Source organism: Phnomibacter ginsenosidimutans (assembly GCF_009740285.1).
Lineage (GTDB): Bacteria > Bacteroidota > Bacteroidia > Chitinophagales > Chitinophagaceae > Phnomibacter > Phnomibacter ginsenosidimutans.
In genome coordinates, this window is the sequence record NZ_CP046566.1 from 4053627 (window position 1) to 4071677 (window position 18051).

Genomic DNA, 18051 nt, shown 5'->3' on the forward strand with positions numbered 1-18051 from the left:
AATATATTGAAAGCAATTTCGACAGAAAGCGAAACTTTGCTGTACAGGTCAAATCCTGTAATTTGCCCAAATGAACCTGACGGAGCGGCATCAACATATCCTGACCAAGCTGAAAGAGAAAGGCAGTGTACAAGTACTGGACCTGTGTACGGAGCTGGAGGTATCACCCGTAACCATCCGAAAGGATTTGAAAATGTTGGAAGACAAGCAATTGCTCTTTCGCACCCATGGGGGCGGCACGCTGGTAAACCCGTATACCACCGACCGGCCGGTAACGGAAAAAGCCAAGATTCGTTCGGGAGAAAAATCAGATATCGGCGCAGCTGCAGCCCGCCTCATTGAAGCCAATGATTGTGTGCTCATTGCATCGGGCACCACGGTGCTCTCACTGGCCCATAATATTCAGCCCATTGGCCACCTTACAGTGGTCACCGCTGCCCTCAACGTGGCCATGGAGCTGGTGCAGCATCCCGGCATTCAAGTGATTCAGCTACCGGGCATCATTCGCAAAACATCCTCCTCTGTTACAGGCAATTTTGCGGAAGAAATGCTCAGCCATTTCTCGTTCAGCAAACTGTTTTTGGGCGTTGATGGTATCGACCTTGAATTTGGCCTCACCACCACCAACATGATGGAAGCCCAGCTCAACAAAAAAATGATTGCGGCTTCGCAAAAAACCATTGTCCTGGCCGATTCCAGCAAGTTTGGCAAGCGGGGCTTCGGCCGCATTTGCGGGCTGGAAGACATTGAGCACATCATTACCGACAGCAATATTTCGGAGCACCTGGTAGATACCCTCAAAGGACTGGGTATTGAAGTTACCATTGTGTAATCCTGCCGGTCACTTCGGCACCTTCCCCAGATTTACTCACCCGGCCATACAGATACCAGCTGGCCCGATGGACGGCGAACAATGACCACCGATTGGGGCTGACCATGGTCTTTTACTTCTACAAATACCTGCTTACCCGGCATGGTGGTGGGTATGGTCACCGGCACAGCATTCATGGCTTCGGCCAATGTACCGCCCACCTGCACCGTATAGCCGGTACAGCGATGCTGCGGCAAGCCCATGCTGCCAAAGAGTTGTACTGTAAGCATGCCTTTTTTCCAGCGGTGTACCTGTTGTACTTCCAGTGGTGATGACAATTCCCGCAGCACTTTCATGGATGGCTTGGGTTGGCCATACATATCGTACACGCCATGTATGCGGCGCCGATATTTAGGCTCATCTGTAGTGCCGGGGTAATGGGTGCGGTAATCCGTCAAATCGAAATAAATAGCTGCTTCTATGTACGGCTTGCTTTCGTACACAGCCATGTGGTAAATAAGATCGGTGATACGACGAGGATCGCCGCCTTTGAAGTTGGGCTCACACAATCCAAACTCCGAAATCATCATCACTTTATCGGGATAGGTCGCATGCACACTATCTAGGTAGCTGCCCAGTGAACCTGTGGGAATACTCCACCAGCTGCCACCGTATTCATTCATCAAAATAGCATCACCCAATGCTGCTGCATCTGGCACAAATGCAGGGTGGTTATAAAATGAATGCGCCACCGTGTTGCTCACATAATCGATCATGCGGGTGCTGTCGAGGCTGCGGGCTGTGGCTACCAATCCGGCAATCATTTGTTGCATCGCCGGCAGTCGTCCCTGCAACTCATTACCCATACCCCAACTAACAATCGAAGGATGATTGTAGTGCTGCTGTATCATGGTTTGCACCTGCGCTGTAGCAATACGGCGAATGGTATCGTTGGCGGGTGTTTCGCCACCCCACAGCGGTACTTCTTCCTGTACCAAAATGCCATTGCGGTTGCAGAAGTCATAAAACACATCATCTTGCTGAAAGTGCACTCTCGTAAAAATGGCATTCACGTCTTTCATGAGTTGTGCATGGCGAATGATTTCTGCTGCAGGCTCTGCAAAACCATACTGCGGATTGGAACCTGCCGTCCATTCTACACCCATCAACTTCACGGCTTCACCATTCAACCATATTTTACCATCCTGTAGCCGAAAGTTGCGAAAGCCAATATCCGCATGTTGCTTGTCAACGGCTTTCTTGCCATCCAGCACCGTTACCTCCAATCGGTACAGATTCGGGAAGTCGAAATGCCAGGGTTTTACTTTTGGAAAGTTTACAGTAATATCAGTTGTGCCCTGCTGCCATACTGGTATTTGCGTTTGCTCATACAAAACGGTGCCACTACCATTCACTTCACTCAATCGGATAGCCAGTTGGTAAGGCTTCTTGATAGCACCGGGCTGCGCTACCTGCAACCGAAGCGTACCGGCACTATCGGCTTCATGCAGTACTGGCGTGGCTTTTAGCGTTGTGAGTGCAGGCGTTTCGCTAATCAGCAATGCTACCGGTCGAATCAATCCGCCATCATTGGGCCAGTCGAACGAATTGCTGAACGGCACTTTGTTGGCACTATAGGCGTTGTTACAGGCTACCGTAATGCGGTTCTCTCTTCCGGCCTGTACATATTTTGAAATGGATACAAAAAACTTGTTGAAACCATCGCCTGAATGACGGGCTACTTCCTGCCCGTTTACATACACGATGGCCGTATGATTGACGGCACCAAACTGCAGTGTTAGATGCTTGCTTTTCCATGCAGCAGGTACTATCAAGTTGTGCTGATACCATGCCCAGCCATAATGATGCTGCCACTGTTCATCCACATTCCAGGTATGCGGCAGACTCACATTTTTTCCTGCAGGTAATGTCTTTGTAAACCATTGCTTGCTGCTGGCCTACAGCCCCTGTATCGGGTTGAAAAGACCAGGCATTGGTCAACCACACTGTATCCCGTTGTGCTTGAACGTTCACCAACAGGCATAACATGCCACACAATAAAATCAGGTGCTTTTTTTTCATCGCATTGTCATATTTAACTCAAACTCTAAAGAGCCATTCAAAGTACTTCCCGATTGATAATTAGTTAATCGATGCTCATGCAGCCTTGTTACTTTCTTTTTCTTGAAAAAAGAAAGTAACCAAAGAAAATTCGAGGCAAACCCGACGCCTCCGGCCGTTTTGCCTTGCCAGCGCCTCCCTCTGTTCAGCTGAATAATTAAGCCTAATAGCTTTTCAACTATTGAATGCCTTACTTATAATTGAATAATTACTCCACAATAATTTCATCAGCAAACAACCAGCCGGGTTTGCCCTCGCCAGAATGGCCCTTAGGACAAGCATCAATCACTTTGGCGGTTACCCGTACATAACGTGCTTGTACTGCTGCTGCTTTCACGGTAAAGTCTTTGATGATGGAAGCTTTCTCATCACTACTCACGGTATTGTTGACCGTACCAAGGCTGCTAAAGTTTTGACCATCTACAGAATATTCAACCGTTACTGATTGCGGTAAGAAAATCCAATCGTTATACCGCTGCAGGCAACCCAATGTAACCTGCTGAATGGTTTTACTGCTACCCAAATCAACGGTCGCCACCAAATCTTTGCCACTGAAACCATGCCAAAACTTACCCACAGCATGCATTCCACGAATGCCATCGGTGAGAGAATTTTGTCCATCGGCCTGATAGTAGCGGCTCACAGGATTAGCATACTGCACCGCACTACCTACAGCTTTGTGCAACACAAAGTTTTGCGATGCTGGTTTCACACCCATCACTTCACCTTGTATTACTGTTACAGCTTTCACTACTGCAGATTGCTGCAGTCTAAAAGGCGCCGTGTATCGTTGGCTGGTTACATTGGGTTCGCTGCCATCGGTGCTATAGTAAATGGTACCATTCATGGCTTCGGTAGACAGTTGTACCTGCACCTGACCATTGGCCGAAACGGGCTTAATGTTTACTGTAAAATTTCCCTTGCTATAATGCAACCCCTTTTGCTCAAACGCCCGGAAATGCGGCTGCAGGCGTTGGTTAAAGCCCACCCAGTCTCGGGTTTCTTTGGGGCTCCATACTACTTCGGCCAATGCCAGCATGCGGGGCAACACCATGTATTCCACATGCTCAGCGGTAGTTACATATTCGGTCCACAGATTGGCCTGTGCACCCAAAACATACCGGGCTTTGTCTGCCGGTAGCTCTGCCGGAATGGGCTCGTAGCTGTACACTTTTTGCAGCGTGTTCATGCCACCAATGGCACGGGGTTCACCTTCGGGGCCTGCCTGATAATGGTCGAAATAACAAGGCGATCCGGGCGTCATTACCACATCGTGGTTCATCTTCGCTGCTTCAATACCACCGGCTTCACCCCGCCAGCTCATCACGGTTGCTTCGGGAGCCAGTCCGCCTTCGAGTATTTCATCCCAGCCAATCATTTTGCGCCCCTTGCTCACTACAAATTTTTCAATGCGCTGAATGAAATAGCTCTGGAGTTCTTCTTCATTTTTCAATCCTTGCTGCTGCATGCGTTGTTGGCAACGGGCACATTTTTTCCAAGGGCCTTTGTCTACTTCATCGCCACCAATGTGGATGTAGGTAGAAGGAAAGATGGCCATGGTTTCAGTGAGCACATCCTGCAAAAACGTAAATACAGTCTCGTTACCCGCACAGTAGTTGGAAGCCATGTTGCTGTAATCGCCACCAGTGAGCGGCAGCTGTGGTTGCTGCGTACAGCTCAGCTCGGGGTAAGCAGCAATGGCCGAAGCTACGTGACCAGGCATTTCAATTTCGGGTACAATGGTTACGTTGCGCTGACGGGCATAGGCTACAATGTCTTTGAGCTGAGCCTGTGTGTAATAACCACCGTAAGTTGGTGTTTCACCGGGCTTGGCTTGTGGCCTGCTGCCCCATACTTTATCGTTTTGATCTACCCGCCACGCACCTACACTGGTGAGTTTGGGATATTTTTTGATTTCGATGCGCCAGCCCTGATCATCTACCAGGTGCCAGTGAAACGTATTCATTTTATACGTAGCCATCAAATCGATGTATTGCTTTATTACTTCGGGGCCGAAGAAATGACGACTTACATCGAGGTGCATCCCCCGCCAGCCAAAGCGTGGCGCATCTTGCACCCGCATACAAGGCACTTGCAGCAAGGCATTGGTGCGAATGGCGGGCAATGTTTGCAATACCGATTGCATGCCATAGAAAATACCACCATAGCTTGTTGGCCTTGATGGTAATGAGATTGGTTGATACATCCAGCGTATAGCTTTCATCGCTTGGCTTTACTGGTTTTGACAATTGCAATACAATGCGGCGGGCAGCATTGGGTTGTGCCGACAAACGGATGCCGGAGATATCGGCAATGGCTGCCCTGAACCAATCGGCCGCAGGTTGCAGCAATGCAGCCTCGTTGTATTGCAACGACACGGCTTCATTAATTAGAAAATGTCCCGACAATACTTCCAGCTTGGCTGGCTGCGGAATAATTGATACCTGCTGCGCCTGCAGCTTGCCCAGCAGCAGCATGGCTGCCAGCAATACGCCACTCCATCTTTTCATTGCTTCACGTGTATTTTAATCGTTGATATGTTGAGGTTGTTTTTCGTCGTAATAAATGCCCATTTCTGCCAGCTCGGGATTGGCTCTTGTGCCGGTAATGCGCAACCGCACTGCAGCAGTACGCACCGCAGGAAAGCGCAGCAGTCGTTTGTAACCGATCGTAGTACCAGTGGCAGCCACCTTCCAGCCATCGCTACTCAGGTATTCCAGCACAAAATTTTCTACCCGTTGGCCCTTGCGAATGTCTTCCTGCAACAGCAACACATTGAAAGTTTGGATGCCCCGCCAGTTCCATTCTATTTGCATGTCCCGCTGTTGGTCGAGTGTGCAGGCCGTGCTATCCTTTCTGTCTAAAAGCAATGGAGCATTCGCCAACGTACATTGAGCTGATGCCAACAAATTGCGGCGGAAAATATCGTTGCGGCGTTGGCGCCATTGCTGCAATGTCTTCACATCCTGTTCGTGAATGAGGCCCCGCTTATCGGGTGGAATATTGAGCAGCAATACACCGTTGCGGCCTACCGAATGAAAGTAGATATCCAACAATTGTTCCGGCGTTTTTACCAGGCTGTCTTCGCTGGCATGGTAAAACCAACCCGGCCGGATAGACACGTCCGTTTCTGCCGGATACCACACTAACGCTTTTGCCTTGCTGATTTTTTCGCGGCTACCCAAATCATCGCCCATCATATCACCGGCAGGTTTAAAGGCGAGGTCTTGCTGCGAATTAGCCGCCACTGCTGCAGGGTCCAAATGATTGGCGGGTACCACACTCCATTCGGTGGTGCGGCCGTGACCGCTTTCTGTACCTACCCAGCGTACATCAGGCCCCATAATGGCGATGGTGGCCTGCGGTTGCAACTTCCGAATCACTTTGTACCAGCGGTCGAAATCGTACACCTGTTTTTTACCATTCGGTCCTTCGCCATTGGCACCATCAAACCACACTTCGTCTACCTGTCCGTATTGAGTGAGCAGCTCTGTGAGTTGCTGTACAAAAAATGTATTGTACGCCTCCGTACCATAGCTCGGCTCGTGGCGGTCCCATGGCGAGAGGTATACACCAAAACCAATCCCGGCTTCGCGGCAGGCATCAGCCACTTCTTTTACCACATCGCCCTTGCCATTTTTCCATGGGCTGGAGGCAACTGAATGGTTGGTGTATTTACTCGGCCACAGGCAAAAACCATCGTGATGCTTGGCGGTAATGATTACTTGTCTGATACCGGCTGATTTTACCGTATGCACCCATTGCCGGGCATCGAGTTGAGAAGGATTGAATAACTGCGGGTTTTCCTTGCCATCGCCCCACTCCCGGTTGGTAAACGTGTTGATACCAAAATGAAAAAATGCGGTGAGCTCTAATTGCTGCCAGCGTAGCTGCCGGGGTGTTGGTGTCACCTGCACAGCTTTGTGCAGTATTTGTGGCAGGCTGTCTGTGGGTGCAATCCATACCATGTTTTGCTGCTGTGCAGCAGCCTGCAAACAGGTACTGGCAAGGAGTAAAGAGAGCAATCGTTTCATGCGGATGGTTGTGTAGGTGTTTTTATAACATAGAGGTAAATCCGGTAATAGCAGCGGCGGTAGATTGATGCAGGTCCATCACCACAATCTTGTTTTGTCCTTTCTTCAACCAGGTAGCGGGGCAATACAAGCGGTATTGCGGACCAAGGTTCCAGTAGCGGCCCAACAAGCGGCCGTTTACAAATACCACGCCTTTGCTATAGCCACTCAAATCGAGATAAGTATCGCCGGTTTCGGTCAATGAAAATTCACCCGTGAAAAAACGGAGATCCCCATTTTGCTTGGTAGCACTCACTGCTTTCGGAAAAGGTTGTTGCATGAATGCCTCATCCACAGGCAGCAACTGTGTTTGCCAGTTCATTAGCGTCATACCGTTGAGCGTTACCCGGTCGGTGATGCCCTTGCGGTCAATCATGAACTGCGCAAAATTGATGTGGCCCATACCCTCTACAACAATCGTGAGTTCAGGTGTAGCGCTGTTGGTTTTGGGCAGTTGCACTTCCCAGTTGCCGCCATCACGATATACGGTATCAATAAATTGTCCGTCGAGATAGACCAATGCATAATCGTGTGGCTCCCAAATTTTGAGGCGGCCACTTTTGTGTCCAATTAGCTTGGTGCGGTACACAATGAAGCCCTGATTTTGGCCGTAATATTCCATGGGCTGTGGCTGTGCCGACGCATGCACTTTGGGTGCATAATCAAACAGGCTGTGGGCAGGCTGCATGCTGAAAGACGGAATGCTGATATGCTTCACGGGAGCAGGTATGGGTGGGGCGGGCTTTCCGGTGTACTGTTCAATCAACCGGCGCAGCATGTGGTACTTGGGAGTAGCATTGCCCGACTCATCAATGGGAGCATCATAATCGTAGCTGGTGAGGTCGGGTTGGTACTGCGAAGGACTGAAAGCATTGGCACCGGCAGTATACCCAAAGTTGGTGCCGCCATGTATCACATAAAAATTGAACGACTTTTTATTGGCCAGCAAAAAACTCACTTCTTTTTTCAAAGCAGCGGTGTCGGGCCTTGCCCATTTTTCACCCCAGTGGGTGAGCCAGCCGGGATAAGTTTCACTACTAAAAGAAGGCACATTCGGATTTTGACGGGTGGCTTGTGCAAAAGCGGCAGAGTCACTTCCACTGTCCAAACCAATGGCGGCATCAATCAAACTACCCGCTTCGAGCATGTATGGGGTTGGGCCATCGGCTGTGTAAAAAGGCACATCAATGCCAGCCTTGCGCCACATGCTGGCAAGGGTTTGCATATAGGTACGATCATTGCCGTAAGAACCATATTCATTTTCTACCTGCCACATCAAAATGGGGCCGCCTTTGCTGATTTGCAAATGCCGCACATGAGCAGCCATTGCCGTTACATAGCGTTGCACAGCAGCCATGTAGCGGGTATCCATACAGCGTATTTTGATGTCAGGAATTTGCAACAGGTAAGTAGGCAGGCCACCAAAATCCCACTCGGCACACACATACGGCCCGGGGCGAAACAATACCCACATGCCTTCTTCCTGACAGAGCTGCACAAATTCAGCCATGTTACGGTTCTCGGTATTGAAATCAAACTTGCCCTTGCTTACTTCATGATAATTCCAAAAAATATACGCGGCCACGGTATTGCAGCCCATGGCCTTTATCATTTGAATGCGGTGGCGCCAATAGGCCTTGGGCACCCGTGCCGGATGCATTTCGCCACTAATGATCTGGAAAGGTTTTCCATCCAGCATAAATTCCTGTCCTTTAAAAGCAAAGCTGTGTTTGGCTGCAGGTTGTTGAGCTTGTTACCTGCAGTTGCAGGAATACTAGTGCCACAATAAACATCCATCTGTTCATATCCGTTGGTTCAATGTTGATTAGAGGTTGGGTAAAGTGCAGCATCCACAAAATCCCATGCGGGAATGGCCGAATGCTGGTGTTCTCTTTTGGCTATCTCAATGGCTTTCGCTACAATCTCCGGATGCTGCGCTGCCACATCGTGTTGTTCATTTACATCCGTGTCTAAATGGTAGAGCTCCCATGGGGCCTGCGGATTTTTTTTGATGTTGCTCTTCACCGCTTTCCAAGGGCCCATACGTACCGCTATCTGTCCGGTTTTTTCTACAAATTCAAAATAGAGAAACGGATGCGTGGCTTGTTTCCCTTTGCCCAACAGCGTTGGCAAAAAAGATAGGCCATCTGTTTTGGGTGCTTTTTTATACCGCAGCAAATCGGCCACCGTAGCAAACACATCGTATTGCGCCGATACATGATTGGTTTCGCTGCCAGCGGCAATGCGACCGGGCCAGCGGGCTATCATCGGCATGCGAATGCCGCCTTCGTACAAATCCATCTTCAATCCACGAAGGCCGGCACTGCTATTGAAAAACGCCACATCAACGCTGCTATGAAAAGTGGCTCCATTGTCGCTGCTGAAAATGACAAGTGTATTGCTATCGAGGCCCAGCTGCTGCAAGTGTTGCTGCACTATGCCCACCTGTGCATCCAAATAAGTAATCATGGCAGCGTAGGTAGACATCGGATACTTGGTGCTTGCATAACACTGTTGACCGTAGTAAGGTTTTTCATCAAACTGACCGATGTATTGCTGCACACAACTATCGGGCGCTTGCAGCGACAAATGGGGCAAGGTATACGGCAGGTACAGAAAAAACGGTTGTTGTTGGTGTTGGTCGATAAACTGCAGCGCCTTCTGCGTTAGCAGGGCCGGTGCATATTGCTGGCCTTTGTAGCGGTTGAAATCGGATTCAGTAGCAGTCCCCGGATTCAGCCGTTTGTGTACATCTATCCATGGCTGGTGCAACGAATCCCAACGGTCATTTTCCCACAAATGCGAAGGGTAATAATTGTGGGCCTGCTTTTGATCGAGGTAGCCGTAGTAATAATCAAAACCATGCTGCAAAGGGCTGCCATTTGTATCGGCCATGCCGAGGCCCCACTTGCCAATCATGGCAGTAGCATAGCCATGTTGCTGCAACATTTCTGCTACAGTAACACTCGTTTTGGGCAATGGCAGCTGACCACGCTCCGCACTATCAGCAAAACCACCCAGCTCGTAGTTGCCGCGGATAGCAGCGTGGCCGGCATGCATACCCGTCATGAGCATGCTGCGGGCAGGAGCACATACAGGCATGCTGGTATAATGCTGCGTAAACCGCATGCCCTCAGCCGCCATACGGTCGAGGTGCGGCGTACGAATTTTTTGCTGACCATACGCCCCCAGCTCACCATAGCCCAAATCATCTGCATAAATGTAAATGATGTTAGGCCGCTTGCTGCGTAGCATGTTGCGCCGCTGTATTCAGCAACATACCACAACCGAATAGGCACAATAACCAATACCGCATTATTGAGTGTTTGCTGTTAAAAATGTAAACATCCATTTCACCGGCTGTTGCCAGTCGGCCCGAAAGCTACCAACTGGCGCTTTGATTAGCACGGTATTCCATCCTTTCTGGAAAAATATTTTTGTCGGCGGCCGGTACGCATAGCCTTCGTCGGTGTACGGAATTTCGAGATGACCTTGCTGCCCGGCCCTTTGCCATTGTGGTGGCGCTATACGTTGCCCATTTACCCATACTTCACTACCCTTATCATCCCACGCACCTGCAGGCAATGAATGCGTGGCAGTAGAACGGGACAAATCGTTGAAGCCAATCCATGCATCTGCCATGCCTGCTTCGTTGCTCCAAATTTTTCGCACAGCATACCAGGTAGTACTATCCGTAGGCTTGGCCAAATGTGAAGGAATCATGGGATGCCAGAAATGCCGCAGCCAAATGGTACCTCCTGTAACGGTTGGGTATTGCTGTAGTTTCACTGTATCCCAAAAAGCGGGTTGTTCGGGTGCAAAAGATTGCTGCAGTTTGCCAGCATTTTTATACGGACCAATCAAGGTCCATTCAATATTGGCCTGTGGCCAGTAAGGAAAAGATTGCTGCTGAAAATACTGCTGTTGATGGGCCAGCAAACGTTGCTCAAAAGCCGCAAAGGCTGTATGCTGTGGCGTTCCTTTTGCAGCCAATGCAGTAGTAAAGTTTCTCCATCCCTTGCCCTGCCAGGTACGCTCCGCAAACGTAAGCATCACCGGGTACACAGCATTCATGCGTATGAGGTCGGCTTCAACACTCACCCGCCTGTCGGGCCAGTTGCAAAGTATGGCGCCACGGGCATCGGCAGTGGCAGTATCCACATCACAAATCTGATGATAGTAAGTAGTGACCACACCATCCAGCGGATCAAAATGATTGAGGTACAAATGACGGGAGTCAACAGCAGGATAACCTGCCTTCACTTTGGTATTGCCATTCCACATTTGCATATAAGTTCCCTTAGGCACATTGCCGCCGGGGTCCCAGGCCCACACCTGCTTGCCGAGTGATTTGAGCAAGGCCACCATCTCTGGCAGAAAACTTTGGTTGGTAATTTTCACTTCATCGCCACCAATATGTATAGCCGGTACATCGTGGGTCTCGCAAAACTCCCGCAGTATGTTTTTGCAAATGGCCATGCCCGAATCGCTTTGCATGATTACCCCCATGGCTCTTTCAAAAGCCGCACTATGCCCGGGCATGTCTATCTCGGGTATCAGGGTAATATGGCGTTCTTTACAATACGCAATCAGCTCCTGCATGTCAGCTACAGAGTAATATTCACCTGCATTGCGCTGCATGTGTTGCGGTGCGGTGAGCTGCGGATAACGGCGGCTTTGCAGGCGCCATGCAATATCTTCTGTAAGGTGAAAATGAAACACGTTGAGTTTGTACGCCGCCATCACGTCAACCTGTGCTTTCAGCTGATACATCGATTGAAAATTGCGGCCCACATCTACCATAAAACCCCGTACCGGAAAGGCCGGCCAGTCCTGAATGCTGACAGCAGGTATCATCACGCCATCCCGCATCAATTGATGCAAGGTTTGTAAGCCATTGAACAAGCCATGCCGGGTAGCAGCTTTCAATATGATCTTGTGTGTTGTTACCGTCAACGCATATTTTTCTGGCGAAATAGCAGCGTTGATGCTTGCATCTAGCTGCAGTTCGATAGCAGGTTCATTTTGTTTTTGCTTACCAATGTGTAATTGCTGATGGGGCAGCCATTGCTGCAACAGCTTTGCTTCTGGCAGCAAGCTATCATTTGCTACCACTACGTTCCGGCATTTGTACAACGGAAAACGACCCGCCTGCCATTGCACTTGCTGCGGCATGGGAATGAGTGCCGGCTGCAACGGCAAATCGTACACATACGGATAAATGAGGTGCTTCCACAACAGGTATCCTTCGCCCATCAGGTGCAGGCCATCGTTGGTATAGTTTTCCTGCATATCGCCGTTGGCATTGAGGAAACCAGTATACAAATCGGCAAACACATACTGATGCTTGGCCGCCTGCGATTCCAGCTGAGCATTCACGGTTTTAATAATGGCTGCTTTGCTGGTATGCCCGCCAAACTTGCCAAAGGCGGCATTCACCGGCAGGATGCTCTGCACTATCAGTTTTGTAGACGGGGATTGCTCATGCACATAATCGGCTATCAAGAAAATATTGCACAGCAAACTATCAGCGGAAACACCACGGGCCAAATCATTCACGCCAATCATCAATACAATTTTGGCAGGTTTGTATTGTACCATTTGCGGCAATCGGTGCAGCACACCTGCGCTTACATCGCCGCTGATGCCACGGTTCTTGATGCGTGGATCACTGAACAACTCGGCCCACTCATTACCATCTGTAATGCTGTTGCCCACAAATACAATATCGTTACGTTGCAGCGGCAGGGCTGCAAACAAACTATTGCGTTGATGATAGTAGGTGTTGAACAAAGAGTCGGGGTATTGCGGCAACACCGTTTGTGCCTGCGCCAATCCCATCATCCATACACAACAACAAGTAATAATCCATTGCTTCATTGTACCGCTATTTTAAAAGTGGAAGCCGGCAGCTGCGCAGCATTCAGCAAATTGCCATTGCTGTATGGTTGCCAGCCATAATACACCGCTTCGGGTTTGGCAGGGGTAGAAATAATGATTTTGTTATGGCGAATTTGTGCAGCTACTGGTGATGCGCCATTCAGCGAAAAACCTTGCAATGGAGCAGCATTCGCAGTCTGTAACCCTTTGCAATGCGCAAAGCGAATGACAACTTTGCCTTGCTTATAACGGACACTCAAAGGCAAAGGACCAGAAGCTGTTATTCGCTGGCCATACACATCCCGCAGGGCCCACAAAGCCAGGCGTTCGCCCACCGTTTTTTTATCCGTCGGATGCACATCATGCCTTGCACCAACATCACTGCTCACCGCCATGCCGCTGAAGGGAATCTTGTCCAACATCAACCGTTGTTCATTTCTGAATGCAGGCCACAATGCACTCTTGTAATTCGTTGCTTCAATAGAAGAGAGTTGTACAAAATAAAAAGGCAGTGCAGGCAGTTGCCATGCCCGACGATAGTCATTTATCATCAGCTCATTCAAGGCGGCATATTCTGCTACCCGTTCCGGTTCCTGCGCATTGCTTTCACCCTGATAACAAAGCACTCCCGCTACCGGCATAGGTGTAAAAGCAGCCACACCGGCAGCATACGCAAAGCCCGGCTTATAGGCATGGTTCGGGCCCATATCATCCGTAGGAATGGAGGTATTGTGGGCAGTGTTTTGCATGCCCCGTTCCCGCACCCACACAGGCAGCGCATCGTTGCTCAGCCAGTTGCCTTGTTGCTTGGCAGCCAGCTGCGGATGTGCCGCCAATGCTTTTCTCCGAATAAAAGTTTCCAGCGGTGCCCCACCAATAGAAAGTTGCACAAAACCTTGTGGTACGCCGGTATTGTTGAGCAAATGTTGGCCAAAGAAATAGGCCACTGCACTCATATCGGGCAGGCTGCTGCTATCGCAGCGTTGCCAGGTGCCTTGGTAAAATTGTTGCGTATTCAACCGGCGGATAACGGAATCAGTAAAAGCAATGTTGTAAAGATTTTTACCCGCGTAGCTGGGGTTGTAAAAACGAAGTAAGGGTTGCGGTGGGGCAGCCATAGCTTCGGCTGCATGAAGCGATCTTTTCACCGGCCATTCCATATTGCTCTGGCCAATGCACAACCATACATCGCCAATGAGCAGATCTGTCAATACAACAGAATCAGTACCCGAAACAACGTACATAGACAGGGGCTGAGTACTGGCTGATTGTGCAGGCAGGTACAGCGACCAAGTGGAATCTGCGGCTACTTGTGTAACGGCGTTATGTTTACCAAGAGAAACTTGCACTGACTGTTGCGGTGTACCCTTTCCCCACACATGAATGCGCTGGTTGCGCTGCAGCAGCATCTGCGAAGCAAAAGGTGCCGCCAACTGCAACCGGGCCTGTGCTGTTACACACATCAATAATCCGCAAACAATACTCCACCACCGCATGCCATAATTTCTTTACACAGCGCATGCTTCACAACTCCATGCACCGTTTGATGAATCATTATTCTTTCTTCAGCCTGAGCACAACGGTAGCATGGCTTTCAATGCTTCCCTTCCATTGCTGGCTGCGTTTTGTTGTGGTGCCCGTCCACACATCCTGCACCGTATAGCGGCCTTCCAAACCAATGCTGGCAAAAGGCAAGGCATAAGGTTGTGTAGTAGCCGATTTGTTGAGGATGGCTATTGCAACATCCCCATTGACCAGTGGTTTCAGTAATACGTCAATCGAGTCTTTGCTGGCTATACGTTTGGCCTGTAGCCCCAACGAATCCTGATTGATGGCAATAATGCCCGCATGCATCAAAATGCGTTTTACTTCCTGTGTCATTTGCCGTACATCGTTGGTGGCAATGAGGGGCGCAGCCATCATGCTCCACAGGCTCATGTTGGTTTGATATTCTGTTATCGTACAACCTGTACCACCCAGATCTCCGGAAGGGCCTTTGTTGCCGCCGAGACCTACAATCAACATGTCCGGATCATTCCAACGACCGCTGCCGGCGTACGCATGCAGTTGCACATTGATTTCATAAATACCCATCATACTGCTCCACGAATCACGAATATCAAACGTAGTACGCCAGAGCTGACCACCGGCTGCAGCAGCCCAATGCCAGGGTTGGCGTTCGCCCCATTCACACACGGCAAACACCATGTCGCGGCCGCTTTTGCGCAGCGCATCGGCCATGGTTTTGTAGCGTTGCTTTGCCGTAAATGAATCTTTTGGCGCATTGCAATAATCATACTTCAGGTAATCAATACCCCATGAAGCAAATGTTTTCGCATCCTGTTCTTCAAAATGCAAACTGGCCGTGTAGCCGGCACAGGTAAGCGGCGCCGCATCAGAGTATATGCCCAGCTTCAGCCCCTTGCTGTGCACATAATCCGCCAATGCTTTCATGCCCGATGGAAATTTCTTTGAATCAGGAATGATGTTGTTTCTGTTGTCGCGGCCGCCTTGCCAGCCATCGTCTATCACCAGGTATTGGTACCCAGCTTGCAGCATGCCACTGCTGTGCATGGCATCAGCTATTTCCCGTATCAGTTGTTCGTTAATGTTTTCACCAAAGTAATTCCAGGTCATCCAGGCCATGGGTGGCGTAGGTGCCAGATGGGTTTGTGCCCTGCCTTGCAAGAGGCAAATACTCAGCAGGCTATACAGCCAAAGTTTCTTCATTGGTTTAAGCAATATCTGGTGAATCAATTGTGCTGCGGTGTGGAAGTGAAGCGATAGTGTTGTGGGTTACTGCGCATAACATTTCAGCAGTTGCATGCAGTACCATTCCTGCCGGGGCAAATGAAAAGGTCCTTTGTACAAATTGCCTTTAGCAGTTTGTGCTACGCGTCCATCACGGTGAAGGTAGCCGAACCATTCACCATGCAAGGCATCCCGAAAATGGCTGTAGGCATACTCATGAATTTGTTGGTGCCACTGCGCATATTTTTCGTTGCCCGTCATTTGGTAAGCAAGCAAAGTGGCAATGATGGTTTCATTTTGCGGCCACCAAAACTTCATGTCTTGCCAATACTCCTGCACGGGTTTGTTGTACACATCGCGGAAGTAAAGAATGCCGCCATAAACCTTGTCCCAGCCACGCTCCCACATATAGTCGAGCATTTTGCAACCAAGTGCTATCAAATGTGGATCGTTGTTGCGATACTTCGCTTCGTGCAGAATAAACCAGGCCCCTTCAATGGCATGACCGGGGTTGAGGGTACGGCCGTCGATGTGATCAATGATGCTCCCATCTGGCGCCACCTGCTCCATCACACAGCGGATATCATCTTTTACAAAATACTGTTCAATGTCCACAATCCATTGCGTGATGCAATCATCACAACGAGGGTCGCCAATGGTTTCCCGTAGCTGTTGTGCGGTATTCATCATAATCATGGGTACACCAATACCTCGAGATGGACGAGTACCTGTAAACTTGGGCGTTAATTTTCTTTCACCCGATGCATATTCCAGGCAACGGCCAAATACCCGGCGGGCATTATCGGCAGCTGTTTCATCACCGCTGGCTTTGGCATACGCCGCCGCAGCAATCACATAAAAGGTTTCAGAAAAAAAGTAGCGGCGTTTGCGCAGGGGCTCGCCACTGCGGGTCACATGAAAAAACATTTGCCCATCGGTATCAAAGCAATGTTTGTTCAAAAAATCGTACCCGAGTTTGGCACCGTCCAACCACTCTTGGCGAGGCTCAACCGTGTTGTACAAAGTGCTGAGCATCCAGGTGGCACGGCCTTGTATCCACACGGCTTTGTCATCATCGATGAGGCTGCCATCGGCATCCCGCATCAATAAAAAACCACCATGTGCTGTATCGAAAGAACGGGGAAACCAAAAAGGGATTGTGCTCTCCAGCAGTTGCTGTTTGTAATACTGATGTAGCGCTGCTAAATCGTTTGTTGTGTAAGCCATCTTGTGTTCTTATAGCTGTTGCAGTATCAGTTCCACTTTACAACGGTGAAAATGATTGATGCGTAATTGTCTTTTTCGTAGAGGATGCCAATTTGCTTTTTGGGCAGGGGTACAATGTCGGAGTAGGCAGCATTGTCTCTTTTACCCGTTGCATCAATCACCATACTTTTTGCCCAGGTAAAGCCATCATCGTAGCTAATGCGGAGTGTAAGATTGTCTCTGCTTTTGGTATCGGCGGCATTGCAAAAGGCCACAATGTATTTGCCCTTCTTTTTACCCAGCGTTACAATGCTTCCCTGGCAAACAGGATCAGGCAGATTGTTGTCGAAATAAACACTGTCCCATTTGGCACCACCATCATGGCTGATGGCAATCAACCTTGCCCGTACATCGCCTTTCTGGTTGCGGATATTCATCATCAAACGGTCGCCGGAAATTTGTGTGGCCATGGCTTCGTTGCCACCCACCCGATCAACGGTTTCGCTCAGCTGAAATGTTTTGCCATGATCATCGGTATAAAAACCATGTGCCTTGTAGTCTTCAAAATGAGCCAGCGGCTCGCCGGAAGAATGATTGGCCGCCACAAAAATGCGGCCTTTGTACACCCCGGTAGTAAACTGCATGGCATGGCCGGGCGTGTTGGCATAACTGCGCCAGTCTTCCGAAAAGTTATAGGCAGCATTGGTAGCGGGTTGTTTGGGGCGATGCGTTTGTGTGGTGATGTTCACGGCTTCGCTCCAGGTAATGCCGCCATCGGTAGAGGTTTTGTACCACACTTCCCGCAGGCCTTTTCCTTTGCGTACTTCCCCTTCATGATTGTTGCCGGTGTTGTAAAACAAAAACACCCGTCCCTGCGGATACAGCGGGTCTGTCGGATCTACCACAGGTGCGGGGTTGCCCGCCTGTTGCTGATCGTAATCAACAATCGTTTGCAGGTTGGTCCATGTTTTTCCGCCATCCGTGCTGCGTTTCAATACGATATTGATATCGCCAAAATCGCCGGCATTATTTACACGGCCTTCGGCAAAGGCAAGTAAAGTGCCGTTCTTCAACGCCACAATAGCCGGAATCCGATAACTCTTATGCCCTTCCTTCCCCGATTCAAATACAGTAACCGGTGTTGTTTGTGCTATCACAATTGTTGTTGTGATGAATAAAACGATAACACTCAAACAAAATCTTTTCATG

The 18051-nt window shown here is 49.5% G+C and carries 12 protein-coding genes and 1 pseudogene; 1 reads left to right on the top strand and 12 read right to left on the bottom strand.

Translation table 11 applies throughout. The annotated features are described in order from the left end of the window. The first annotated feature begins 70 nt into the window (after positions 1 to 70). Positions 71 to 832 carry a DeoR/GlpR family DNA-binding transcription regulator gene (locus GLV81_RS17550; protein ID WP_157480117.1) on the top strand — a complete coding sequence of 254 codons (762 nt, stop codon included), beginning with the start codon at positions 71 to 73 and terminating at the stop codon, positions 830 to 832. A 32-nt stretch (positions 833 to 864) separates the two neighbouring features. Here GLV81_RS17550 and GLV81_RS17555 read toward each other — a convergent pair whose 3' ends face one another. The 12 genes and pseudogenes from GLV81_RS17555 to GLV81_RS17600 all read right to left on the bottom strand — a co-directional run bounded on the left by GLV81_RS17555 (position 865) and on the right by GLV81_RS17600 (position 18050). Further along, positions 865 to 2433 (bottom strand): glycoside hydrolase family 2 TIM barrel-domain containing protein, encoded by a 1569-nt coding sequence (locus GLV81_RS17555; protein WP_484555870.1) that lies wholly within the window; start codon positions 2431 to 2433, stop codon positions 865 to 867. Positions 2434 to 2448: 15 nt separating this feature from the next. Further along, positions 2449 to 2724 (bottom strand): annotated as a pseudogene (locus tag GLV81_RS21480) (sugar-binding domain-containing protein); the annotation flags it as partial. A gap of 416 nt (positions 2725 to 3140) precedes the next feature. Continuing rightward, positions 3141 to 5015, bottom strand: a complete 1875-nt coding sequence (locus GLV81_RS17560; protein ID WP_343030642.1) for a glycoside hydrolase family 20 protein — start codon at positions 5013 to 5015, stop codon at positions 3141 to 3143. Beyond that, entirely contained in the window at positions 4900 to 5442 is a 543-nt protein-coding gene (locus GLV81_RS20825) for a glycoside hydrolase family 20 zincin-like fold domain-containing protein (RefSeq protein ID WP_246186105.1), read from the bottom strand. The genes GLV81_RS17560 and GLV81_RS20825 overlap by 116 nt, the downstream gene beginning before the upstream one ends. A gap of 15 nt (positions 5443 to 5457) precedes the next feature. Further along, positions 5458 to 6966: an alpha-L-fucosidase gene (locus GLV81_RS17565; protein WP_157480119.1), complete on the bottom strand. Its 1509-nt coding sequence runs from the start codon at positions 6964 to 6966 to the stop codon at positions 5458 to 5460. A gap of 22 nt (positions 6967 to 6988) precedes the next feature. After that, positions 6989 to 8704 (bottom strand): glycoside hydrolase family 35 protein, encoded by a 1716-nt coding sequence (locus GLV81_RS17570; RefSeq protein ID WP_246186106.1) that lies wholly within the window; start codon positions 8702 to 8704, stop codon positions 6989 to 6991. A gap of 116 nt (positions 8705 to 8820) precedes the next feature. Beyond that, positions 8821 to 10260 carry an arylsulfatase gene (locus tag GLV81_RS17575; protein WP_157480121.1) on the bottom strand — a complete coding sequence of 480 codons (1440 nt, stop codon included), beginning with the start codon at positions 10258 to 10260 and terminating at the stop codon, positions 8821 to 8823. Between the two features lie 60 nt (positions 10261 to 10320). Beyond that, positions 10321 to 12885 carry a family 20 glycosylhydrolase gene (locus GLV81_RS17580; protein ID WP_157480123.1) on the bottom strand — a complete coding sequence of 855 codons (2565 nt, stop codon included), beginning with the start codon at positions 12883 to 12885 and terminating at the stop codon, positions 10321 to 10323. Then, complete coding sequence (locus tag GLV81_RS17585) at positions 12882 to 14381, bottom strand: sialate O-acetylesterase (RefSeq protein WP_157480125.1); 1500 nt, start codon at positions 14379 to 14381, stop codon at positions 12882 to 12884. Before GLV81_RS17585 ends, GLV81_RS17580 begins: the two co-directional genes overlap by 4 nt. A 58-nt stretch (positions 14382 to 14439) precedes the next feature. Continuing rightward, the gene (locus tag GLV81_RS17590; protein ID WP_157480127.1) at positions 14440 to 15615 is read right to left on the bottom strand and encodes a glycoside hydrolase family 27 protein; all 1176 of its coding nucleotides are present in this window, start codon (positions 15613 to 15615) and stop codon (positions 14440 to 14442) included. Between the two features lie 66 nt (positions 15616 to 15681). Continuing rightward, positions 15682 to 16863 carry an AGE family epimerase/isomerase gene (locus GLV81_RS17595; protein WP_157480129.1) on the bottom strand — a complete coding sequence of 394 codons (1182 nt, stop codon included), beginning with the start codon at positions 16861 to 16863 and terminating at the stop codon, positions 15682 to 15684. Between the two features lie 26 nt (positions 16864 to 16889). Next, on the bottom strand, positions 16890 to 18050 hold the full coding sequence (locus tag GLV81_RS17600) for a sialidase family protein (RefSeq protein ID WP_157480131.1): 1161 nt from the start codon (positions 18048 to 18050) through the stop codon (positions 16890 to 16892). Position 18051: the final 1 nt, after the last annotated feature.